Raw genomic sequence first — 20,960 nt, forward strand, 5'->3', positions numbered from 1 at the left:
GCATCTTGTTTCCCTGGCTCGCTAACGGCAGTTCGACGGGCGGGCTTTGTTTTCTTTGAAAAGCGTCATTCCACAAGTCACGTTTTGATGCCCTAGATGGCAGAAAAACGGATCGATTCAAAAAATAGCGAGCGCCCTCGGTAGGCATGAAAAGCGCTGCCAGGAAAGTGTTTCAACACGGACTTCGGCTGTTACTGGTCATTGTTGCAACACTCCTGGTTGCAATTTTGACATTCAATCTCAGCCTGGGCGACAAGCAAATCGACCAGGCCATTCCTCACACCTATGCGGTACACAATCCCCAATTTCGGCGCACCATGGGCGTCATCCTCGGGCCCGATTTCATTGGCGGGAATAATGTCGAGGCGCTGATCAACGGGCGGGAAGCGTTTCCGGCCATGCTGGATGCGATTCGGGCAGCAAGGCAGTCCATCACGCTTGAAACCTACATCTTTCATTCCGGAGCGGTCGCGCGGGAATTTGGCGCGGCGCTGATCGAACGCGCCCATGCGGGAGTGAGCGTGAACATACTGGTCGACTGGCTCGGCAACCAGCTCGACGACGATCTGGTCGAGCAGATGGAAAAGAGCGGCGTTCAGGTGCGGCGCTATCATGCGCCGCGCTGGTACAGCCTCGCGAAGATGAATAACCGCACCCACCGCAAGCTGCTGATTGTCGATGGCAAGGTGGGCTTTACCGGGGGCGTGGACCTGGCGGACAAGTGGCGCGGCAACGCGCAGGATCCATCGCATTGGCGCGACACCCATTTCCGCATCACCGGTCCGGTGGTGGCGCAGCTGCAGGCCGCGTTCGTCGACAACTGGCTGCAGGCCACGGGCGGGATATTGCATGGCATGCGGTATTTCCCCGATCTGGACCCGGTCGGGCCGCTGAGTGCCCAGGTATTCACCAGCGCGCCGGGCGGCGGGTCGGAAAGCATGCAACTCATGTATCTGCTGTCGATCAGTGCCGCCGAGCGATCCATTCGTCTCAGTGCAGCCTACTTCGTGCCCGATGAAGCTGCCGTTGCCGCGCTCGCGGATGCTGCCCAGCGCGGCGTGCGGGTGCAGATCATCGTTCCTGGCGAACATATCGACTGGGATTTCGTGCGCCGGGCATCCCGTCATCGATGGGGTGAATTGCTGCGGGCAGGGGTGGAAATCTACGAATATCAACCCACCATGTACCACGTCAAGATGCTCATCGTCGACGCGGTCTGGGTGTCGGTCGGGTCGTCGAATTTCGACCAGCGTTCCATCGCCATCAATGACGAAGCCAATCTCAACGTCTACGACGAAGGATTCTCCCGGAGCCAAATCGCCGTATTCAATCAGGATCTTGCGCGCGCCAGGCAAGTGACGCTGCAAGACTGGAATGCACGTTCCTGGCACGACCGGATGCTCGACGCCTGCGCATCCCTGTTCGGCCCGCAGCTGTGACAAGGTCGAGGTGCAGCGCCTCCGTCAAAGGTGTGGTGGACGATTGCGATCCCGCGTTATGATCGCCCGTATCGCAACTTGATGGATGCATGATGCCGACTGTTGAAGAAATGCCCGACGAAGCCACGCGTACGCTTCGCACGCGGCAACCGTTCCTGTGGCTGAACCCAGCGCGCCGGCCCGCGGCCGACGCCTTGCCCGGCATGCTGCCCGACGCTGCCGCGATCGAGGCGGCAAGCGCGCGCTGGCAGCGCTTTGCCCCATTGCTGATGGCGCTGTTTCCGGAAACAGTGGCAACTGGCGGCATCATCGAATCGGGCCTGCTCGCGGTGCCTGCCCTGCAGCAGGCTCTGACAGGACAATCCGCCGAAGGAAAATGGTTCGTCAAGGCGGACCATGCGTTGCCGATTGCCGGTTCGGTCAAGGCGCGTGGCGGAATTCACGAAGTGCTCGAATTCGCTGAAAAGCTCGCGCTGGAACACGGCCCGATCGACCTCTCCTCGGATTATGCGGCGCTGGCGGCACCGCCGGCACGCCAGCTGTTCGCACGTTATACGATCGCTGTGGGGTCGACCGGCAATCTCGGCATGAGCATCGGCGTGATGGCATCCGCGCTCGGATTTCGTGCGCAGGTGCACATGTCGGCCGAGGCGAAGGAATGGAAAAAGCAGCGCTTGCGCCGGCACGGCGTGGAAGTGATCGAACACGCCGGCGATTACGGCGCGGCGGTCGAGGCGGGGCGGCGCGCCGCCCAAGCCGACGCCTGCAGCTATTTTGTGGACGACGAGCGTTCCCTGTCGCTGTTCCTCGGTTACGCAGTCGCAGCCTTGCGCCTGGCCGAACAGCTGCGGCAAGCGGCCGTTGCTGTCGGTCCGCAGGCGCCCCTGTTCGTCTACCTGCCGTGTGGTGTGGGCGGGGCGCCATCCGGTATCGCATTCGGGTTGAAGCAGGTGTTCGGCGACCATGTGCATTGCTTCTTCGCCGAGCCGACCGCGTCACCGTGCGTGCTGGCGCAGATGAGCCAACCCGGCCGCCCCGGCATCACGGTCTACGACCTTGGGCTGGACAACCGTACGGCAGCGGACGGCCTTGCCGTGGCCCGCGCATCCGAGCTCGCGGTGCGCGTGATGACGCCGCTGCTGTCCGGGATATTCACGCTGGATGACGACGCGCTGTTTCGTAACCTCTATCTGCTGCACGAAAACGAGGGCATCCGCATCGAACCTTCGGCTGCGGCAGCAATCAGCGGACCGCAGATGCTCCTGCACACTCCCGCCGGGCAGCAATATCTGAAGGAAAATGGGCTGGAACAGGCAATGGCCAATGCCGTCCACCTGCTGTGGACAACCGGCGGCCTGTTCGTTCCGGACGAAGACTATCTCGGGTTCCTGGCGCGAGGGAGGGCGCTGCCATGACAATACGGATCAGGCGTTATCGCGCCACCGACAGAAAGGCCGTTATCGCGGCGTTCCGCTCGAATGTCCCCGATCATTTCCCGGCGTCGGAAGAGCGCTGGCTGCGCTCCTGCCTGGATGAGCCGGACGGTCCGCTGTTCGTCGTGGTGGAGGACGGGGAAGTGATCGGATTCGGCGGCTATGAACTATCCGAGTTCTACCATCTCGGCACGCTCGTGTTCGGCCTGGTGCGCGCCGACCGTCATGGCATGGGGATCGGGCGCATGCTGCTGAACTACCGGCTTATCCACATGGCCGGGCGCAAATTGCGCCCGCGCTACGTTACGGTCGATACGCATCCGCATACGGCGCACTTTTTCAAGCGCTGCGGATTCGTCGAAATCGCCCGTTGGCCCGGCGGCTATCGCTCCGGCCGGGAGCGCGTCGATCTGCGTTTCGAGTTGACGGACGAGGCGGTTGCGGCGCTGCGCCGTTAAGAGGAGTGTTGCGGCCGCCATGCTGCTTCTGCCCCCCGGCCGGGACGATAGGCATACGACTCCGCCGGCACGTGCAGCGAATGGCCGGTTAATTGCTCGTATTCGACCGGATCGTGCGCGCAAAAAACGGTCACCTCCGATCCATGCGCCTGGCGCAGGCGGCGCAGCCTTTCCTGGTTGCCCAGACGGGCCAGGCGGTCCTTTTCCATCATGGTCTGGTAGAGGCGCAAGCCGGGAGTGCACCAGGGATGTGATGTATCCATCTCCCGGTGATAAAAATAGGCATCGCCTGCCTGCAGGAGCCAGCGTTCCGGCGTGCGAATGGCAATGCCGGCATGCCCGAAAGTATGTCCAGCCAATGGCACGAACAATATTTCCGGCGGCAACCCGGCAATGTCGCGCACGCAATCGAACCCGTACCAGGCTTCGCCGTCCCCGTCTCTGTAGGTTTTCCACCGGCTGCGGCTGGCCCATTGTTGCGGACGAAAGCGCTGCCGATCCAGCCATGTCCTTTGTAATACCGCATAGTCGCGCTCTTGCTGGAGCATGTGCACCGTTGCATAGGGAAAATCATCCAGCCCGCCGGCATGGTCGAAATCGAGGTGGGTCAGGAGTATGTGCTGCACATCGGAAGCGCGGAATCCCAGCCGCTCGATTTGCCGGACAGCGGTCATTTCTTCATGAAAGTCGGGACTCAGCAGTGCCAGGAAAAAACTGCTGATGCGGCTTGCAGGGTTGGTCACGTCACTCAGCCCGAATCCGGTGTCGATCAGGACAAGCCCGCGGTCGGTTTCGACGAGCAGGCAGTGGCAGCACAATTCTCCGCGTCGCCATATGGACGGCGTCCTTCCGTCCATCAACTTGCCGCCAAGGGGGCAGGATGAAATGCAGTTCAAGTGATGAATGCGCATTAAGGCTCTCCTTGGGTGAAAGCAGCGGAGCGGGCAGCGCGTTGGAGCGCTGGATACATGCCGAAAAGACATCGGACAGGCTCTTAATGGACTGGATTCGAGGAGGACGGTTCCTGATCGGCGCGAAGGTTGCGAATAGAGGGCTCGGTAGCAGTTGGGCTGCGCCAGCAACGCCATTGCAGGAGAGAACAATAGCCGGCAACGCGAGGGCCTGTAACGGTTCTTGTTGCATGCACTACAACGTCGTCCGGCAAACGGGTGTTGCAGGTCAAGATCTATCCATGTGTAGCGGATGGCATCCGGCTGGAGCGGTAATATTACCGCTTGATGACACAATTTTATCATTCCGGCACTTTGTGACATGCCGCTTTGTCAGTGTCATAAAGCTGTCACATTCGGCGGTTAGAGTTCGCACTGTCCTTTTTTGACAACTTCCCTGAAGGAGTGGATATGCGACTGAACAAATTTCTCTCGGCCACGCTGGTAGCCGTCGGTACGGCGGCAGTATTTTCTTCCGCCGTTGCCGCCGACATCACCGGTGCCGGTGCAACCTTTCCGTACCCGATTTATGCAAAGTGGGCCGAAGAATATAAAAAGGCCAGCGGTAATGGCTTGAACTACCAGTCCATCGGCTCCGGCGGCGGCATCAAGCAGATCAAGGCGAAGACCGTGGACTTTGGCGCCTCCGACATGCCGCTCAAGGAAGAAGAACTCCACGAGGCCGGACTGATGCAATTCCCGGCAATCATGGGCGGCGTCGTGCCGGTGGTGAACCTGGAAGGCGTCGCTCCGGGCCAGCTGAAACTGACCGGCCAGGTGCTGGCCGATATCTACCTGGGCAAGGTCGCCAAGTGGAACGCGGCTGAAATCGCCTCCCTCAACCCGGGCGTCAAGCTGCCGGCCGATGACATCACGGTCGTGCACCGCGCCGACGGGTCCGGCACGTCTTTCCTCTTTACCGATTTCCTGTCCAAGGTCAACCCGGAATTCAAGACCAAGGTCGGCGCCGGCACCGCAGTCAAATGGCCGGTCGGCGTAGGCGGCAAGGGCAACGAAGGCGTGGCCGCCAATGTCCAGCGTATCAAGAACGCGATCGGCTACGTCGAGTATGCCTATGCAAAGAAGAACAAGATGGCTTACACCCAGCTGAAGAACCGCGACGGCCAGTTCGTGCAGCCGGACGACGACACGTTCAAGGCGGCTGCCGCCGGCGCGGACTGGGCCAAAACCCCGGGTTTTGCGATGGTGCTGACCGATCAGGCCGGCAAGCACAGCTGGCCGATCACCGGCGCTTCCTTCATCCTGATGCACAAGGTGCAGGCTGATTCCGCCAAGGGCAAGGAAGTGCTCAAGTTCTTCGACTGGGCATACAAGAACGGCGACAAGATGGCGGCCGAACTGGACTACGTTTCCATGCCGGCACCGGTCGTCAAGCTGGTGCAGGATGCATGGAAGTCGCAGCTGAAGGATGCTTCCGGCAAGGCGGTCTGGTAAGTCGCCGCACGCAGCATTGTCGATTTATCGCATTTCCAGGCTCGGGTCGGCATGCCGTCGGATGACGGCGGCGCGACCCGGCCGCATTGCCCGCGAGGGCACTCCGACTTATGAATGCACCTCTCTCTTCGATGGCGGGCCCGGTGGCGAAACCTGACCACGCCGGCGCGGATGCTGCGGCCGTCCGCGACGCTGACCGCGCAATGATCGCCATCATGCGCAGGCAGCGCGTGCAGGACTTCGTATTCCACAAGATTACGCTCGTCTTCGCATTGAGCGTGCTGGCCGTTTTGATGGGCATCATCGTCTCGCTGATGATCGGCGCCTGGCCCGCGTTCAAGGAATTCGGGCCGGCGTTTATCACTACCGTCGAATGGGACCCCGTCAACGAGCAGTATGGCGGACTGATCGCGATCTACGGCACGCTGGCGACTTCGCTGATTGCGCTGGTGATCGCTTTCCCCGTCAGCTTCGGCATCGCGCTGTTCCTCACCGAAATCTGCCCGGCCCGCTTGCGCCGTCCGCTCGGCACGGCCGTCGAACTGCTGGCCGGCGTGCCCAGCATTATCTACGGCATGTGGGGCCTGTTCGTGTTCGCGCCGCTGTTTGGCGACTTCATCCAGCCGGTGTTGAACAAGACCCTCGGACAGTTGCCGCTGATCGGCATGCTGTTCAAGGGACCGATAATGGGCATCGGCATCATGACCGCCGGCCTGATCCTGGCCGTCATGATCATCCCATTCATCTCCTCCGTCATGCGCGACGTGTTCGAGATCGTGCCTGCCGTCCTGAAAGAGTCGGCCTACGGGCTCGGCTGCACCCGGTGGGAAGTGGTACGCAAGGTGGTCCTGCCGTACACCAAGACCGGCGTGGTTGGCGGCGTGATGCTGGGCCTTGGCCGCGCGCTGGGGGAAACCATGGCCGTCACCTTCGTGATCGGCAACGCGCAGCAGTTGTCCTGGTCGCTGTTCGCGCCAGGTAACAGCATCGCGTCCACCCTTGCTAATGAATTCGCCGAGGCGGCGTCGACCTTCCATGTCTCGTCGCTGTTCGCGCTCGGACTGATCCTGTTTTTCATTACTTTCCTAGTGCTGTCCGCTGCAAAACTGATGCTGCGGGGCTTGTCTCGCCGCGAGGGAACGAAATCATGAATCCTGTGTATCGCAAGCGCCTGTGGGCGCACCGCATCGGCATGGCATTCTCGGTGCTGGCCATGGCCGTCGGCCTGTTTTTCCTGGTGTGGATCCTGCTGACGCTGGTGGTCAAGGGCTTTAGCGCGTTAAGCCTGTCCATGTTCACCGAAACCACGCCGGCGCCGGGTAGCGAAGGCGGCGGCCTGATGAACGCCATCGTCGGCAGCCTGATGCTGGTCGGCGCTGCGACCCTGGTCAGCACGCCGGTCGGCATCTTGGCTGGCATTTATCTCGCCGAATACGGCGAGGAGAGCTGGCTGGCGCAAGTTACGCGCTTCGTCACCGACATCATGCTGTCGGCGCCGTCGATCGTGATCGGTCTGTTCGTCTATGCGATCTACGTCGCCAACGTCAAGCATTTCTCCGGCTGGGCCGGCACCTTCGCGATTTCGCTGATCGCGATTCCCGTGGTGGTGCGCACCACCGACAACATGTTGAAGCTGGTGCCCAACAGCCTGCGCGAAGCGGCGTTTTCGCTCGGTGCGCCGCGCTGGAAGGTGGCGATGCTGGTGCGCCTGCGTGCGGTGAAGGCGGGCGTGGTGACCGGCGTGCTGCTGGCGGTTGCGCGCATCTCCGGCGAAACGGCGCCGCTCCTGTTTACCGCGCTGAACAACCAGTTCTTTTCCGCCGACATGAACAAGCCGCTGGCCAACCTGCCCGTCGTGATCTACCAGTTCGCCATGAGCCCCTACGACAACTGGCGTTCGCTTGCCTGGGGCGGGGCATTACTGATCACCTTCAGCGTGCTGGGCCTGAATATCCTGTCGCGCACATTGTTCAGCCAAAAGGTTCCGAATTAATATGACTACTCAACATCACGCCGCAGACAAGGCGACGCTTGAAATCTCGAGCCTCAACTTTTTCTACGGTTCGTTCCAGGGCCTGAAGAACGTCAACCTGAACATCCACGAGAAGCGGGTTACCGCCTTCATCGGCCCGTCCGGATGCGGCAAGTCGACCCTCTTGCGCACGCTCAACCGCATGTATGATTTGTATCCGGGCCAGCGCGCCGAGGGCAGGATCATGTACCAGGGCCGCAATATTCTCGACACCGACCAGGATGTGAACATGTTGCGCGCCAAGATCGGCATGGTGTTCCAGAAGCCGACGCCGTTCCCGATGTCGGTGTACGACAACATCGCGTTCGGCGTGCGCCTGTACGAAAAACTGTCGAAGGGCGAAATGGACGAGCGCGTCGAGTCGGCGCTGAAGAAGGCGGCGCTGTGGAGCGAGGTGAAGGACAAGCTGAACAAAAGCGGCCTGTCGCTGTCCGGCGGACAGCAGCAACGGCTCTGCATCGCGCGCGGCATCGCGGTGCGGCCGGACGTGCTGCTGCTGGACGAACCGACCTCGGCGCTCGACCCGATTTCGACCGCGAAGATCGAGGAGCTCATCGCCGAGTTGAAGGAAGACTACACGATCGCGATCGTGACGCACAATATGCAGCAGGCGGCGCGCTGTTCCGACTACACCGCATACATGTACCTGGGCGAACTCGTGGAATTCGGCGATACCGACCAGATCTTCATGAATCCGGTGAAGAAGGAAACCCAGGATTACATTACCGGCCGTTTCGGCTGAACGACTGAATGCACGGAGAATTAGAATGCCAGGCGACCACTCTTCAAAGCAGTACGACATGGATCTCGAGACGATCCGCTCCAAGGTGTTGCAGATGGGCGGATTGGTGGAAAGCCACTTCAACGACGCGATGGCCAGCTTTAGGACTGGCGACGTCGCGCAGGCGGAACAGGTCATCAAGTCCGACGAAAACGTCAACCGGCTGGAAGTGACGCTGGACGACGCCTGCAGTCACCTGATCGTCAAGCGCCAGCCTGCGGCAAACGACTTGCGCACCGTGATGGCCACACTGAAGGTCATCACCGACATCGAGCGCATCGGCGACGAGGCGACCAAGATTGCGCGCATCAGCAAGACCCTGCACGAGCGCGGCACGGTCAGCGTGCTGAACCATTACGAATCGGTGCGCATCATGGCAACCAATACCGCCAACCTGCTGCACGACGCGCTGGACGCCTTCGCCCGGCTGGATGAAAAGCAGGCCGCCAGGCTGATCGCGCAGGACGCCGAAATCGACCACGAGTTCGGCGCCGTCCTGCGCACCATGATCACCTTCATGATGGAAGATCCGCGCACCATTTCCGCAGCGCTCGACACGCTGTGGGTGGCCAAGGCGATCGAGCGCATCGGCGACCATGCGAAGAATATCGCCGAATACGTGATCTACGTGGTCGAGGGCAAGGACATCCGCCACACCGATTATGTCTACACCAAGCTCAACAGTTCCGTCTGACCATGGCAGTCGATAAAACCACCATTCTGATTGTCGAGGATGAACCGGCGATTGCCGAGCTGGTGACCTTCACGCTCAGGGAAGCGGGCTGGAATACCTTTGTTGCCGGCAGCGCGGGGGAAGCATGGGAGTTTATCCAGCGCCGCATGCCGCACCTCGTGCTGCTCGACTGGATGCTGCCGGACCAGTCCGGCCTGCGCCTGCTGTCGCGCATCCGCGCCGACCGGCAGCTGCAGGGCATCCCGGTAATCATGCTGACCGCAAAAAGCATGGAGGAAGACAAGATCGCCGGCCTCGACAATGGCGCCGACGACTACATCACCAAGCCGTTCTCGCCGCGCGAGCTGGCCGCGCGCATCAAGGCGTTGTTGCGGCGCAAGAGCCCGGAACATGCGCAGAGCTTGATGAGCGCGGGCGTCGTGACACTGGACCCGGCCAGTTGCACAGTCATGCTGCACGGCCAGAAGATCGACATCGGCCACGCCGAATACAAGCTCCTGAAGTTTTTCCTGGCACACCCGGAACGCGTGTTTTCACGCGGCCAGCTGCTCGACAAGGTGTGGGGCGACCATGTCGCGATCGAAGAGCGTACGGTCGACGTGCACGTGCTGCGGTTGCGCAAGGCGCTCAAGGATGCCGAGTCCCTGATCAGGACGGTGCGTAGTGTAGGATACATGCTGTCCGAAAAGTAAATTCATTCATGAGTCCTCGGTTGCTATTCTGGGTGCCGGCAGGCCTGCGCCTTTCACTGCTGCTGCTCGGTGCCGGCGTCATCTGGCATTTTTTTGGCATCGTTGCCGGCCTCGCGGCAGGGCTGGCCGGGATGAGCGCGGCGCTGATCGTGCAGCTGCATTACCTGTATCGCCTGGCCGACTGGCTCGATCATCCTGCGAGCGCCCGCCTGCCGGATGGCTGGGGCGCCTGGACCGATATCTTTTCGCGTCTGTACAAGCTGCGCCGCGACGATGAAAAAAACCAGGCCGAGCTGGCCGAGTGGCTGGCGCGCTTTCGTCAGGCGATGAGCCTGCTGCCGGACGGCGTGGTCATCATGGACGACGTGCTGTTCCTCGAGTGGTGCAATCCGGCGGCGGAAAGGCATCTCGGCCTGCACCTCGAACGCGACAAGGGCATGCGCGTCACCAATCTGATCCGCAGCCCGGAATTCATGGATTACATCATCCTCGGCCGTTATGGGCAGCCGCTCACGTTGTCGCTGCGCGAGCGCAAGCTGGTCGTGCAGATCATCCCGTTCGAAAACCGCCGCCAGATCCTGGTCACGCACGACGCCACCGAATCGGAACGGATCGAAATGATGCGGCGCGACTTCATCGCCAATGCCTCGCACGAGCTGCGTACGCCGCTGACCGTGATTAACGGCTTTCTGGAAATCGCGCAGAGCCAGCCCAACCTCGACGTGCAGACCAGGATGGGGCATCTGAAACTGATGATCGAGCAGGGCCACCGCATGCAGAACCTGGTGGAGGACATGCTGACGCTGACGCGGCTGGAGTCGGTCGAATATCCGCTGCGCCCCGAACGGGTCAACATTCACGCCCTGCTGGAACAGATCCTGCACGAAGCGACGGCGCTGTCGAACGGCCGGCACAAGATATCCCTCGACGTTGACGGACCGGACATCAGGGGCAGCACGGACGAGCTGCGCAGCGCGTTCGGCAATCTGGCTTCCAACGCCGTGCGCTATACGCCGGAGCAGGGCAGCATTCATATCGCATGGACGATGACGCCGGCCGGGCCGCGATTCACAGTGCGGGACACCGGAATCGGCATTCGCCCGGAACACATATCGCGCCTGACCGAACGCTTCTACCGGGTCGACAAGAGCCGGTCGCGGGAAACCCAGGGCACCGGGCTGGGACTGGCCATCGTCAAGCATGTACTGCTGCGCCATGATGCTGCCCTGTCGATCGAATCGGAGCCGGGCAAGGGCAGCACTTTCACGGTGACCTTTGCAAACAAGGCCATCTGCAGTGCCGACGAGGCAGCTTGATGCCTGAATGTGAGGCAAAGCATGGAATTTCTTTGGGATAACTAAAGTTCATGCTACATTGAAAGTACACGAGTTGCCCGCATACGTCGCATTTCCATGATCACGACCGCCGGATTACTGCAGCATGTACCGACGAAGACTGTTCTGGCTGCCTTGCTGTTCGGATTAGCCGGATGTTCCAGCCTGCTTCCGGACGCACGTCAGGAAACCCAGACCCCTTGGCACAGCTATGCCGACGCCCAAGCGATGTTCAACAGTATCGTTCCAGGTAAGACGACGCTGGCGGAATTGAAAGCGCTCGGTATCGACCCCGACAAGACCACGAATGTCGCATTGCTGAGCCATACCGACCTGTTGCGCCGGTTGGTCCCCTCGACGTCGTTTGATATCGGATTGCTCGATCCCGGCTTGCAGGAGTGCGTGTCGGCGCAGGCACGGTGTTTTGCATATGAAATCGAACAGCTTTCCCTCCAGCGCAACCGTTACGGCAACTTCTGGCTGGATTTCCTGAACTTTCGTCGACAGACCGATGTATCGGGGTGGCAGTTCGATGCCGTGGTGGTCATCAGGAAGGAAACCGTCGTCTACAAGACATGGAGCGGAAAGCCCAAGGTGCACCAGCTGGAAAACGAACGCAATCCGCTCGGGCCTCTGCAGGGGCTGGGGCCATCCCTGATCCAGCGGTGACGCCTTGTAACGATCGCGCGATCTTGATTCCAGGACATCCGCTACAATCCCCATCTTCTTCGACCGCCGAGCTGCCTAAGCGCCGGCCGGTCGCCCGCTTTTTCAACTGCTGTTCAGGCGTTCTGTAGCGCCGCCAAATTTCATGTCTCGCCTACGTTCATCACTTATTTCCCTGCTCTCCATCCTGTTTTTGCTCGCTGCATGCACCACCACGCCGCCCGCGCCACAAATCGTCAGCCCGCCCAAGGCTGCTCGCCCGGTCAAGATCGGCCTCGCCTTGGGCGGCGGCGCCGCGCGCGGTTTCGCGCATATCGGCGTGATCAAGGCGCTGGAGGCGCAAGGCATCGTGCCTGATATCGTGGTTGGCACCAGCGCCGGAAGCGTGGTCGGCGCGCTGTACGCCGCCGGAAACAATGGATTCGCCTTGCATAAGCTGGCTCTGGAAATGGACGAAGCGACGATTTCGGATTGGTCGCTGCCATTCTTTTCCAAGGCAACCGGCGTGCTCAAGGGTGAGGCGCTGCAAAGCTATGTGAACAAGGCGGTCAATCAGGTGCCGCTGGAAAAGCTGAAAATCCCGTTCGGCGCGGTCGCCACCGACCTCAACAGCGGCGCTCCGATCCTGTTCAGGCGTGGAAATACCGGCGCCGCCGTGCGCGCCTCGTCAGCCGTGCCCAGCGTGTTCCAGCCAGTGCGCATCGGTGATCACTCCTACGTCGATGGCGGCCTGGTGTCGCCGGTGCCGGTGCGCTTTGCACGGGAAATGGGGGCGGATTTCGTGATCGCGGTGAACATCTCGGCGCAACCGGACGCGCAACCGGCGTCCAGTTCGCTGGAAGTGCTGTTGCAGACGTTTGCCATCATGGGCCAGAGCATCAACCATTATGAGTTGAAGGAGGCCGATATCGTGATCCAGCCGCGCCTCGGCACGATGAAGGGAAGCGATTTCCCCGGCAGGAATACGGCTATTCTCGTCGGCGAACAGGCGGCGACGGCGTCGATGGCGGAATTGAAGCAGAAACTGGCGGCCAGAAGGGCCCAGTAAAAGTGCTATTGCTCGGGCTCGTTGATGCGGCGGGCCCCGTTGAAGCGCTGTTTCCAGTAGCTCAGGTCCATGCTCTCGATCCGGACCTGGCCGCCGCTGGAGGGCGCATGGATGAACTTGTTATCGCCCAGGTAAATGCCGACGTGCGAAAAGCCGCGACGCAAGGTGTTATAGAAAACCAGGTCGCCCGGACGCAAATCGTTCGTATCCACTTGCTGTCCGACGTGACTGATCTGTTCCGAGGTGCGCGGCAAATCCTTGCCCCATACCTGCTTGAATACATAGCGCACCAGGCCGCTGCAATCCAGGCCGCTTTCCGGCGCGTCGCCGCCATACTTGTAGCGAATGCCGATCATGCCCATTGCCTGAATTGCCAATTCGGAGGCCCGGTTGGTTAGGTTCTGCAATTTTGACAATGCCGTGCTCGAACTCGGTTCTATGGCTTGCGACTCGGCACCAAAGGCCATTCCGGACAAGCAGGCAACTGCCACCGCCATTGAAAGGCGACGTCGGAAGCGCTGATTGAGGGAAGGGTGTTTTGATGTCATTTATGCAATGTTTCTTCGGCGTGACAATTGCAATGTAAGGGAATCGGGTATTGCTGTCAAAAAATAGTGTGTAAAGGTATGCTTGCACTAGTGCATCTTTTTTGATCAATCAGCATGGCCACACTCGCCGCCCCCGACATCTCCGTAAAGCCCAGGGTATTGATCGCTGACGACTCGCGCATCGTTCGCGCCTCGTTGATCAAGCACATCGAAGGCATGTTCGAATTCCGCGAGGCGCTCAACGGGGAAGAGGCCTGGGAAACCCTGTTGATCGATCCGAATATCCGTGTCGTCATCACCGATCTGACCATGCCGAAGCTGGACGGCTATGGCCTGTTGCAACGTATCCGTAGTTCCAAGATCAGCCGGATCCGCGATATTCCCGTGGTCGTGGTGTCAGGCAGCGACGAGAGCGTGGAACGCGAGCGCGCCAAGGCGGCGGGGGCGACCGACCTGATCACCAAGGGGATCGGCACTGCCCAGCTGCTGTCCCGCCTGGATATCCTGTCCAAGCTGGTTGCCACGCAACGCGAGTTCGAGCGCAGCCTGGAAACGCTGGTGCGCAATGCGCAAGTGGAGACGGTTGATCTGCCTTCGGCCGACGTGCTGCGCACTCAGGCGTCGGTGCTGTTGGCAAACGCTGTCAAGAACAGAAAAAACTTTGTTGTCCTGAATGTGTGTGTCGGGCTGAAGTGCCTCAGCCCGGACGACGCGCCGGCGGCGCTGCCGGCTAGCGTGGTCGATGCCATCGGCCAGCTTCTGCAGCGGAACGTGCGCCAGACCGATCTGGTTGCACGGACCGGCGAAGCGGAATTCACGCTGGCCACCGGTAGCATCAATTTCGACGCCGCGCGCTACTTCGCGCGCCGGGTGTGCAAGGCTATCGCCGGAGCCCAGCTGGCGCTCGACGCGCGCATGTCGTTCATTGCCAGTTGCGGCGTGGTGTCGTTAAGCGATGACGACGTCGATACCCACCTGACGTTCGACGCGCTTGCCGAAATAGCGCATCGGCGCGCCATGCTGGGACTGAATTGCGCGATAACCGGCGTCGTGGGACGCACCGAAGAGGAAGTCCTGCTGCGCTCCAAGGGGACGATGGCTGCCGCGGCATCCCATTCCGGGCTGGATCAGGCGCCCGCGTCTGCCGGAGTGCGCAGCGCCGGCTCTCCCGACGTGCCAGTCCTGCTCCAATGGATCAGGGACGGGCGCCGAGCGGAGGTGCTGCCGCACCTCGACAAGCTGCCGGCCGATTTGCGGACCCTGGTCGAGGTGGCCATGCAGCAGGGTGAGCAGTAAATCTCCGGCGACTTGCCCGGCTAGGCTGTCGTACAATTCCTCCTTCATTTTTTGGGGAGAGACGATGTTATCCAAACAAGTCCTGGCGTTGGAAGAAGTCAAGAAAATTGCAGCTGCCGCCGAGGCGGAAGCAAAGTCCAAGAACTGGACGGTGACGATTGCCGTGGTCGATGATGGCGGCCAGTTGGTGTGGCTGCAGCGCATGGATGGCGTGGCCCCGATTTCAGTTGAAATGGCGCAAGCCAAGGCAAGAACCGCAGCGCTCGGCCGTCGCGAAACCAAGATTTACGAAGACATGATCAATAACGGCCGCTTTTCCTTCATGAGCGCGCCGGTTCTGGAAGGCATGATCGAAGGCGGCGTTCCCATCATGGCGGACGGCCAGTGCCTTGGCGCAGTCGGCGTGTCGGGCGTCCGGTCCGCCGAAGACGTGCAAATTGCCAAGGCGGGAATCGCCGCACTTGGTCTCTGATTTTTGCAGGCCGCCGATGCCGGCCGCATCGGCGGAGACAGTCTTACGCCAAGCTTACGGCATTGCAGGGAGTGGCGTCTTCGGCTATAATTTTGGGGTTTAACCAAATCAGTCCGCCGTAGCGCATACCCCTTCCATCACGTCCCAAAAAGACCCACAGCACCCTAACGCATGCCGTTCGGTTGACGGTCGTTCTGGCGCGGCGCAGCGGCGGTAACAATCTCAGGAGTTACCCTTGCTGCCATTTTTTTCTGGCCAATCAGTTCCGGCCATCCTAGCGCTTGCAGACGGGTCGATTTTCCAGGGTTTTTCCATCGGTGCTTCCGGTCATACGATCGGCGAAGTCGTGTTCAACACGGCCATCACAGGCTACCAGGAAATCCTGACCGACCCCAGCTACTGCCGTCAGATCGTCACCTTGACCTATCCGCATATCGGCAACGTCGGCGTCAATGAAGAAGACGTCGAGGCGAGCAAGATCCATGCGGCCGGCCTGATCATCAAGGATCTGCCGCTGCTGGCGTCGAACTTCCGCTCCCAGCAAAGCCTGTCGGATTACCTGAAGTCGCAGGGCGTGGTCGGTATCGCCGGCATCGATACCCGCAAGCTGACCCGTATCCTGCGCGAAAAAGGCGCCCAGAACGGCGCGATCCTGGCCGGTGAAGCCGCCAACGCCGAAGAGGCGCTGGCCTTGGCAAAGTCGTTCCCGGGCCTGGCCGGCATGGACCTCGCGAAGGTCGTGTCGACTGCCAAGCCGTATGTGTGGACCGAATCCGAGTGGAAGCTGGGCTCCGGCTATGGTCAGCAGGTGAACCCGAAATTCCACGTCGTCGCGTTCGACTACGGCGTCAAGTACAACATCCTGCGCATGCTGGCCGAACGCGGTTGCAAGGTGACGGTGCTGCCGGCGCAGGCTTCGGCCGCCGACGCGCTTGCGCTGAACCCGGACGGTATCTTCCTGTCCAACGGACCCGGCGACCCGGAACCGTGCGACTACGCGATTGCGGCGACCAGGGAGTTGATCGAGCGCGGCATCCCGACCTTCGGCATCTGCCTCGGGCACCAGATCATGGCGCTGGCTTCCGGCGCGAAGACGCTCAAAATGAAATTCGGCCACCACGGCGCGAACCACCCGGTGCAAGATCTCGATACCAGGCAGGTAATGATCACCTCGCAAAACCACGGTTTCGCGGTCGATCAGGCCACGCTGCCCGACAACTGCCGCGTCACGCACGTGTCGCTGTTCGACGGTTCGCTGCAGGGTTTTGCGCGCACCGACAAGCCGGCATTCTGCTTCCAGGGGCATCCAGAAGCATCGCCCGGCCCGCATGACATCGCCCCCTTGTTTGATCGCTTTATCGGGTTGATGACCCAGGCGATGACGGAGAAACACAAAAATGCCTAAGCGCACAGACATTAAAAGCATTCTGATCATTGGCGCCGGCCCGATCATCATCGGACAGGCGTGCGAATTCGACTATTCCGGCGCGCAAGCCTGCAAGGCGCTGCGCGAAGAGGGTTACAAGGTCATCCTGGTCAACAGCAATCCGGCGACCATCATGACCGACCCGGAAATGGCGGACGTTACCTACATCGAGCCGATCACCTGGCAAGTGGTGGAGCGCATCATCGCGAAAGAGCGCCCGGATGCGATCCTGCCGACCATGGGCGGCCAGACTGCGCTGAACTGCGCGCTCGACCTGCATCGCCATGGCGTGCTGGACAAGTACAAGTGCGAACTGATCGGTGCTACCCCGGAAGCGATCGACAAGGCGGAAGACCGCTCCAAGTTCAAGGAAGCGATGACCAAGATCGGCCTCGGCTCCGCCCGCTCGGGTGTGTCGCACACGATGGAAGAATCGTGGGCGGTGCAGCGCGAAATCGGCTTCCCGGTCATCATCCGCCCGTCGTTTACGATGGGCGGCACCGGCGGTGGCATTGCATATAACCCGGAAGAATTCGAAACCATCTGCAAGCGCGGCCTGGAAGCTTCTCCGACCTCGGAACTGCTGATCGAGGAATCGCTGATCGGCTGGAAAGAGTTCGAGATGGAAGTGGTGCGCGATAAGAAGGACAACTGCATCATCGTCTGCTCGATCGAGAACCTCGATCCGATGGGCGTGCATACCGGCGACTCGATCACCGTAGCTCCCGCGCAGACGCTAACCGACAAGGAATACCAGATCATGCGTAACGCGTCGCTCGCGGTGCTGCGCGAGATCGGTGTCGACACGGGCGGCTCCAACGTGCAGTTCGCGGTCAATCCGGCCGATGGTCGCATGATCGTTATCGAGATGAATCCGCGCGTGTCGCGTTCGTCCGCACTGGCGTCAAAGGCCACCGGCTTCCCGATCGCGAAAGTCGCGGCCAAGCTGGCGGTGGGCTTCACGCTGGATGAGTTGCGCAATGAAATCACTGGCGGCGCGACACCGGCGTCGTTCGAGCCGAGCATTGACTATGTCGTGACTAAGGTGCCGCGCTTTGCATTTGAGAAATTCCCGACTGCCGACAGCCACCTGACCACCCAGATGAAATCGGTAGGCGAGGTGATGGCGATCGGCCGTACTTTCCAGGAGTCGTTCCAGAAAGCGCTGCGCGGTCTGGAAGTCGGCGTCGACGGCATGAACGAAAAGACCACCGACCGTGAAACGATCGAGGAGCAGCTCGGCGAGCCCGGTCCGGAGCGTATCTGGTACGTCGGCGACGCGTTCGCGCAAGGCTTCTCGCTGGAGGAAGTGCATCAACTGACGCACATCGATCCGTGGTTCCTGGTGCAGATCAAGGAAATCGTCGACATCGAACTGTGGCTGGAAAAGCAGGCACTCGAGTCGCTCGACAAGGCCACGCTGTTCAAGCTGAAGCAGAAGGGCTTCTCCGACCGTCGCCTGGCCAAGCTGTTGAAGACCAGCGACAAGGAGGTGCGCAACCGTCGCCGTGAATTCAATGTGCGCCCGGTGTACAAGCGTGTCGATACCTGTGCAGGCGAGTTCGCCACCAATACGGCCTACATGTACTCGACCTACGATGAGGAGTGCGAGTCTCATCCGACCGGTAACAAGAAAATCATGGTGCTGGGCGGTGGTCCGAACCGCATCGGCCAGGGTATCGAGTTCGACTATTGCTGCGTGCATGCAGCGCTGGCGATGCGCGAAGACGGTTACGAGACCATCATGGTCAACTGCAATCCGGAAACTGTTTCGACCGACTACGACACGTCCGATCGCCTGTATTTCGAGCCGCTGACGCTGGAAGACGTGCTGGAAATCGTCGACAAGGAAAAGCCGCACGGCGTGATCGTGCAGTACGGCGGTCAGACGCCGCTCAAACTCGCGCTCGATCTTGAGGCGAATGGCGTGCCGATCGTCGGCACCTCGCCGGACATGATCGATGCCGCAGAAGACCGCGAGCGCTTCCAGAAACTGCTGCAGGATCTCGGTTTGCGTCAGCCACCGAACCGCACCGCGCGTACCGAAGAAGAGGCGCTGCGCCTGGCGCAGGAAATCGGCTATCCGCTGGTGGTGCGTCCGTCCTATGTGCTGGGTGGTCGTGCGATGGAAATCGTGCACGAGCAGCGCGACCTGGAGCGCTACATGCGCGAAGCGGTGAAGGTGTCGAACGATTCGCCGGTGCTGCTTGACCGCTTCCTGAACGACGCGATCGAAGTTGACGTCGACTGCCTGTCGGACGGCCAGCGCACCTTCATCGGTGGCGTGATGGAGCACATCGAACAGGCCGGCGTGCATTCGGGCGACTCTGCCTGTTCGCTGCCGCCGTATTCGCTTTCGCCGGAGACGATCGCTGAGCTGAAGCGCCAGACCTCGCTGATGGCCAAGGGCCTGAACGTGGTCGGCCTGATGAATGTGCAGTTCGCCATCCAGCAGCAGGAAATCGACGGCAAGCTGCAGGACGTCGTTTTCGTACTGGAAGTCAATCCGCGCGCGTCGCGCACGGTGCCGTACGTGTCGAAGGCAACCGGACTGCAACTGGCGAAGATTGCCGCGCGCTGCATGGTCGGCCAGTCGCTTGACAGCCAGGGCGTCAAGGAAGAAGTCGTGCCGTCGTATTACAGCGTGAAGGAAGCCGTGTTCCCGTTCAATAAATTCCCGGGCGTCGATACCATCCTCGGCCCGGAAATGAAATCGACCGGTGAAGTCATGGGCGTGGGCAAGACCTTCGGCGAAGCGTTTGTCAAGTCGCAACTGGGTGCCGGCGTGAAGTTGCCAAAATCAGGCAAGGTTTTCCTGAGCGTTAAAAACAGCGACAAGCCGCGCGCAGTGCAGGTGGCAAAAGACTTGGCTGAGCTCGGATTTACGCTGGTCGCGACCAAGGGAACGGCGGCGGCGATCAGCGCAGCCGGCATTCCGGTCACCGCGGTCAACAAAGTGGTCGAGGGGCGTCCGCATGTGGTCGACATGATCAAGAACAATGAGATCGTCATGGTCATCAACACGGTCGAGGAAAAGCGCACCGCTATCACCGATTCACGCACCATCCGCACGTCGGCATTGCTGGCGCGGGCGACCACGTACACGACCATCGCCGGTGCGGAAGCGGCGGTCGAGGGCATGCGGCACCTTGATGAGCTGCATGTCTACGATTTACAAGGCCTGCATAAAACCTTACACTAACCCGACAATTTAATCTCGCCACAGAGGTCACAAACGGTACCGGGTTCTTCCCGGCACTATTTGTGACCTCTGTGGTTTTCATTTGATCAGTAGAAAAAATATGAGCACAGTTCCAATTACCAAGCGCGGCGCAGAACTCTTGAAGGAAGAGCTGCATCGCCTGAAGACGAAAGACCGGCCGGCAGTCATCAATGCGATTTCCGAGGCGCGCGCGCAGGGCGATTTGTCTGAAAATGCCGAATACGATGCGGCAAAAGAGCGCCAGGCTTTTATTGAAGGGCGTATCGCCGAGCTCGAAGGCAAGCTGAGCGCGGCACAAATTATCGATCCGACGGTGCTGGATGCGGAAGGCCGCATCGTGTTTGCATCGACGGTCGATCTGGAAGATATGGAGTCCGGCCAGAAAGTCACTTACCAGATCGTCGGCGAAGACGAAGCTGATCTGAAAGAAAAGAAAGTGTCGATTACTTCCCCGATCGCCCGCGCATTGATCGGCAAATATGCCGGCGATGTGGTGGAGGTAAATGCGCCCTCCGGCGTGCGCGAGTATGAAGTCCTTGAAGTGCGCTATATCTGATCATCTATGCTTGCCGCACGCGTCCGCCTGCTGATTGCAACCCTGTGGGCCGGCAGCTTGTGGACCGTCGGCTATTTGGTTGCGCCGACCTTGTTTGCAACATTGGATGACAAGGTACTGGCCGGCTCGATTGCGGGCAGCCTGTTTCGTATCGAAGCATGGCTGTCAATCTTCTGCGGGGCCGGTTTGCTGGTGCTGGCTAAGTTCTCGGCAGGCGCGGGCAGCGGCAGGCCGGACCGGCGTTTATTGTGGATTGTCGTCGGTATGCTGGCATGTACGGCGATCGGATATTTCAGTCTCCATCCGTACATGGCCGCCCTCAAGGAGGCGGCCGGTCCCGCGGGAGTCATGACGGCTGACGCTAGAACGCAGTTCGGTATCCTGCACGGCGTTTCCAGCGCGTTCTACCTTGTTCAAAGTATGCTGGCTGTCGCGCTTGTCCTAGTCGCGCGGTAAA

Annotated in this window: 20 protein-coding genes; 18 read left to right on the forward strand and 2 right to left on the reverse strand. The window is 60.5% G+C overall.

The window, feature by feature from the left end; translation table 11 throughout:
• Nucleotides 1-146: 146 nt before the first annotated feature.
• From TSA66_RS17605 to TSA66_RS17615, 3 genes are all read left to right on the forward strand, one after another.
• A complete protein-coding gene (locus TSA66_RS17605; protein ID WP_040040886.1) occupies nt 147-1,439 on the forward strand; it encodes a phospholipase D-like domain-containing protein in 1,293 nt (430 codons plus the stop codon).
• A gap of 92 nt (nt 1,440-1,531) precedes the next feature.
• Entirely contained in the window at nt 1,532-2,854 is a 1,323-nt protein-coding gene (locus tag TSA66_RS17610; RefSeq protein ID WP_040042723.1) for a D-serine ammonia-lyase, read from the forward strand.
• Nucleotides 2,851-3,330, forward strand: coding sequence for a GNAT family N-acetyltransferase (locus tag TSA66_RS17615; RefSeq protein WP_052452406.1), 480 nt, complete (start codon nt 2,851-2,853; stop codon nt 3,328-3,330). Before TSA66_RS17610 ends, TSA66_RS17615 begins: the two co-directional genes overlap by 4 nt.
• On the opposite strand, the gene TSA66_RS17620 is transcribed toward TSA66_RS17615, so the two are convergent.
• Nucleotides 3,327-4,241 (reverse strand): MBL fold metallo-hydrolase, encoded by a 915-nt coding sequence (locus TSA66_RS17620; RefSeq protein ID WP_040040887.1) that lies wholly within the window; start codon nt 4,239-4,241, stop codon nt 3,327-3,329. The two genes, TSA66_RS17615 and TSA66_RS17620, sit on opposite strands and share 4 nt — an antisense overlap.
• A gap of 450 nt (nt 4,242-4,691) precedes the next feature.
• Here TSA66_RS17620 and pstS point away from each other — a divergent pair, with 450 nt between their 5' ends.
• From pstS to TSA66_RS17665, 9 genes are all read left to right on the forward strand, one after another.
• Nucleotides 4,692-5,735 carry a phosphate ABC transporter substrate-binding protein PstS gene (pstS, locus tag TSA66_RS17625; protein ID WP_040040888.1) on the forward strand — a complete coding sequence of 348 codons (1,044 nt, stop codon included), beginning with the start codon at nt 4,692-4,694 and terminating at the stop codon, nt 5,733-5,735.
• Between the two features lie 203 nt (nt 5,736-5,938).
• Complete coding sequence (pstC, locus tag TSA66_RS17630; RefSeq protein ID WP_232429577.1) at nt 5,939-6,886, forward strand: phosphate ABC transporter permease subunit PstC; 948 nt, start codon at nt 5,939-5,941, stop codon at nt 6,884-6,886.
• On the forward strand, nt 6,883-7,728 hold the full coding sequence (gene pstA, locus TSA66_RS17635; RefSeq protein WP_052452407.1) for a phosphate ABC transporter permease PstA: 846 nt from the start codon (nt 6,883-6,885) through the stop codon (nt 7,726-7,728). The genes pstC and pstA overlap by 4 nt, the downstream gene beginning before the upstream one ends.
• A gap of 1 nt (nt 7,729) precedes the next feature.
• Nucleotides 7,730-8,509, forward strand: coding sequence for a phosphate ABC transporter ATP-binding protein PstB (gene pstB, locus TSA66_RS17640; RefSeq protein WP_040040890.1), 780 nt, complete (start codon nt 7,730-7,732; stop codon nt 8,507-8,509).
• 25 nt (nt 8,510-8,534) lie between these two features.
• Nucleotides 8,535-9,242 carry a phosphate signaling complex protein PhoU gene (gene phoU, locus TSA66_RS17645; protein WP_040040891.1) on the forward strand — a complete coding sequence of 236 codons (708 nt, stop codon included), beginning with the start codon at nt 8,535-8,537 and terminating at the stop codon, nt 9,240-9,242.
• A 2-nt stretch (nt 9,243-9,244) separates the two neighbouring features.
• Complete coding sequence (gene phoB / locus TSA66_RS17650) at nt 9,245-9,934, forward strand: phosphate regulon transcriptional regulator PhoB (RefSeq protein ID WP_040040892.1); 690 nt, start codon at nt 9,245-9,247, stop codon at nt 9,932-9,934.
• A gap of 8 nt (nt 9,935-9,942) precedes the next feature.
• Nucleotides 9,943-11,250 carry a phosphate regulon sensor histidine kinase PhoR gene (phoR, locus tag TSA66_RS17655; protein WP_040040893.1) on the forward strand — a complete coding sequence of 436 codons (1,308 nt, stop codon included), beginning with the start codon at nt 9,943-9,945 and terminating at the stop codon, nt 11,248-11,250.
• A gap of 96 nt (nt 11,251-11,346) precedes the next feature.
• Nucleotides 11,347-11,937, forward strand: a complete 591-nt coding sequence (locus TSA66_RS17660; protein ID WP_052452408.1) for a hypothetical protein — start codon at nt 11,347-11,349, stop codon at nt 11,935-11,937.
• Nucleotides 11,938-12,079: 142 nt separating this feature from the next.
• Complete coding sequence (locus TSA66_RS17665; protein ID WP_040040895.1) at nt 12,080-12,982, forward strand: patatin-like phospholipase family protein; 903 nt, start codon at nt 12,080-12,082, stop codon at nt 12,980-12,982.
• A gap of 5 nt (nt 12,983-12,987) precedes the next feature.
• Here the strand turns inward: TSA66_RS17665 and TSA66_RS17670 are convergent, their stop codons facing one another.
• Nucleotides 12,988-13,449, reverse strand: a complete 462-nt coding sequence (locus tag TSA66_RS17670; protein ID WP_408639509.1) for a C40 family peptidase — start codon at nt 13,447-13,449, stop codon at nt 12,988-12,990.
• A gap of 195 nt (nt 13,450-13,644) precedes the next feature.
• Here TSA66_RS17670 and TSA66_RS17675 point away from each other — a divergent pair, with 195 nt between their 5' ends.
• The 6 genes from TSA66_RS17675 (at nt 13,645) to TSA66_RS17700 (ending at nt 20,959) form a co-directional block, all read left to right on the forward strand.
• Nucleotides 13,645-14,826 (forward strand): response regulator, encoded by a 1,182-nt coding sequence (locus TSA66_RS17675; RefSeq protein ID WP_040040897.1) that lies wholly within the window; start codon nt 13,645-13,647, stop codon nt 14,824-14,826.
• 64 nt (nt 14,827-14,890) lie between these two features.
• Nucleotides 14,891-15,298, forward strand: a complete 408-nt coding sequence (locus TSA66_RS17680; protein ID WP_040040898.1) for a GlcG/HbpS family heme-binding protein — start codon at nt 14,891-14,893, stop codon at nt 15,296-15,298.
• Between the two features lie 235 nt (nt 15,299-15,533).
• A complete protein-coding gene (carA, locus tag TSA66_RS17685; protein WP_040040899.1) occupies nt 15,534-16,703 on the forward strand; it encodes a glutamine-hydrolyzing carbamoyl-phosphate synthase small subunit in 1,170 nt (389 codons plus the stop codon).
• A complete protein-coding gene (carB, locus tag TSA66_RS17690; RefSeq protein WP_040040900.1) occupies nt 16,696-19,926 on the forward strand; it encodes a carbamoyl-phosphate synthase large subunit in 3,231 nt (1,076 codons plus the stop codon). The genes carA and carB overlap by 8 nt, the downstream gene beginning before the upstream one ends.
• A 100-nt stretch (nt 19,927-20,026) precedes the next feature.
• Nucleotides 20,027-20,503 (forward strand): transcription elongation factor GreA, encoded by a 477-nt coding sequence (gene greA, locus TSA66_RS17695; protein WP_040040901.1) that lies wholly within the window; start codon nt 20,027-20,029, stop codon nt 20,501-20,503.
• A 6-nt stretch (nt 20,504-20,509) separates the two neighbouring features.
• Complete coding sequence (locus TSA66_RS17700) at nt 20,510-20,959, forward strand: DUF4149 domain-containing protein (RefSeq protein ID WP_040040902.1); 450 nt, start codon at nt 20,510-20,512, stop codon at nt 20,957-20,959.
• Nucleotide 20,960 lies beyond the last annotated feature (1 nt).

Source organism: Noviherbaspirillum autotrophicum, from assembly GCF_000818395.1.
GTDB lineage: Bacteria > Pseudomonadota > Gammaproteobacteria > Burkholderiales > Burkholderiaceae_D > Noviherbaspirillum > Noviherbaspirillum autotrophicum.

What these genes read in the sequence shown, in the direction of transcription:
- pstC (WP_232429577.1), top strand. Translation starts at nt 5,939, where the DNA reads ATGATCGCCATCATGCGCAGGCAGCGCGTGCAGGACTTCGTATTCCAC.
- TSA66_RS17665 (WP_040040895.1), top strand. Translation starts at nt 12,080, where the DNA reads ATGTCTCGCCTACGTTCATCACTTATTTCCCTGCTCTCCATCCTGTTT.
- TSA66_RS17615 (WP_052452406.1), top strand. Translation starts at nt 2,851, where the DNA reads ATGACAATACGGATCAGGCGTTATCGCGCCACCGACAGAAAGGCCGTT.
- phoR (WP_040040893.1), top strand. Translation starts at nt 9,943, where the DNA reads ATGAGTCCTCGGTTGCTATTCTGGGTGCCGGCAGGCCTGCGCCTTTCA.
- pstA (WP_052452407.1), top strand. Translation starts at nt 6,883, where the DNA reads ATGAATCCTGTGTATCGCAAGCGCCTGTGGGCGCACCGCATCGGCATG.
- phoB (WP_040040892.1), top strand. Translation starts at nt 9,245, where the DNA reads ATGGCAGTCGATAAAACCACCATTCTGATTGTCGAGGATGAACCGGCG.
- phoU (WP_040040891.1), top strand. Translation starts at nt 8,535, where the DNA reads ATGCCAGGCGACCACTCTTCAAAGCAGTACGACATGGATCTCGAGACG.
- carB (WP_040040900.1), top strand. Translation starts at nt 16,696, where the DNA reads ATGCCTAAGCGCACAGACATTAAAAGCATTCTGATCATTGGCGCCGGC.
- pstB (WP_040040890.1), top strand. Translation starts at nt 7,730, where the DNA reads ATGACTACTCAACATCACGCCGCAGACAAGGCGACGCTTGAAATCTCG.
- TSA66_RS17700 (WP_040040902.1), top strand. Translation starts at nt 20,510, where the DNA reads ATGCTTGCCGCACGCGTCCGCCTGCTGATTGCAACCCTGTGGGCCGGC.
- TSA66_RS17680 (WP_040040898.1), top strand. Translation starts at nt 14,891, where the DNA reads ATGTTATCCAAACAAGTCCTGGCGTTGGAAGAAGTCAAGAAAATTGCA.
- TSA66_RS17670 (WP_408639509.1), bottom strand. Translation starts at nt 13,449, where the DNA reads ATGGCCTTTGGTGCCGAGTCGCAAGCCATAGAACCGAGTTCGAGCACG.
- TSA66_RS17605 (WP_040040886.1), top strand. Translation starts at nt 147, where the DNA reads ATGAAAAGCGCTGCCAGGAAAGTGTTTCAACACGGACTTCGGCTGTTA.
- greA (WP_040040901.1), top strand. Translation starts at nt 20,027, where the DNA reads ATGAGCACAGTTCCAATTACCAAGCGCGGCGCAGAACTCTTGAAGGAA.
- TSA66_RS17610 (WP_040042723.1), top strand. Translation starts at nt 1,532, where the DNA reads ATGCCGACTGTTGAAGAAATGCCCGACGAAGCCACGCGTACGCTTCGC.
- TSA66_RS17675 (WP_040040897.1), top strand. Translation starts at nt 13,645, where the DNA reads ATGGCCACACTCGCCGCCCCCGACATCTCCGTAAAGCCCAGGGTATTG.
- TSA66_RS17660 (WP_052452408.1), top strand. Translation starts at nt 11,347, where the DNA reads ATGATCACGACCGCCGGATTACTGCAGCATGTACCGACGAAGACTGTT.
- TSA66_RS17620 (WP_040040887.1), bottom strand. Translation starts at nt 4,241, where the DNA reads ATGCGCATTCATCACTTGAACTGCATTTCATCCTGCCCCCTTGGCGGC.
- pstS (WP_040040888.1), top strand. Translation starts at nt 4,692, where the DNA reads ATGCGACTGAACAAATTTCTCTCGGCCACGCTGGTAGCCGTCGGTACG.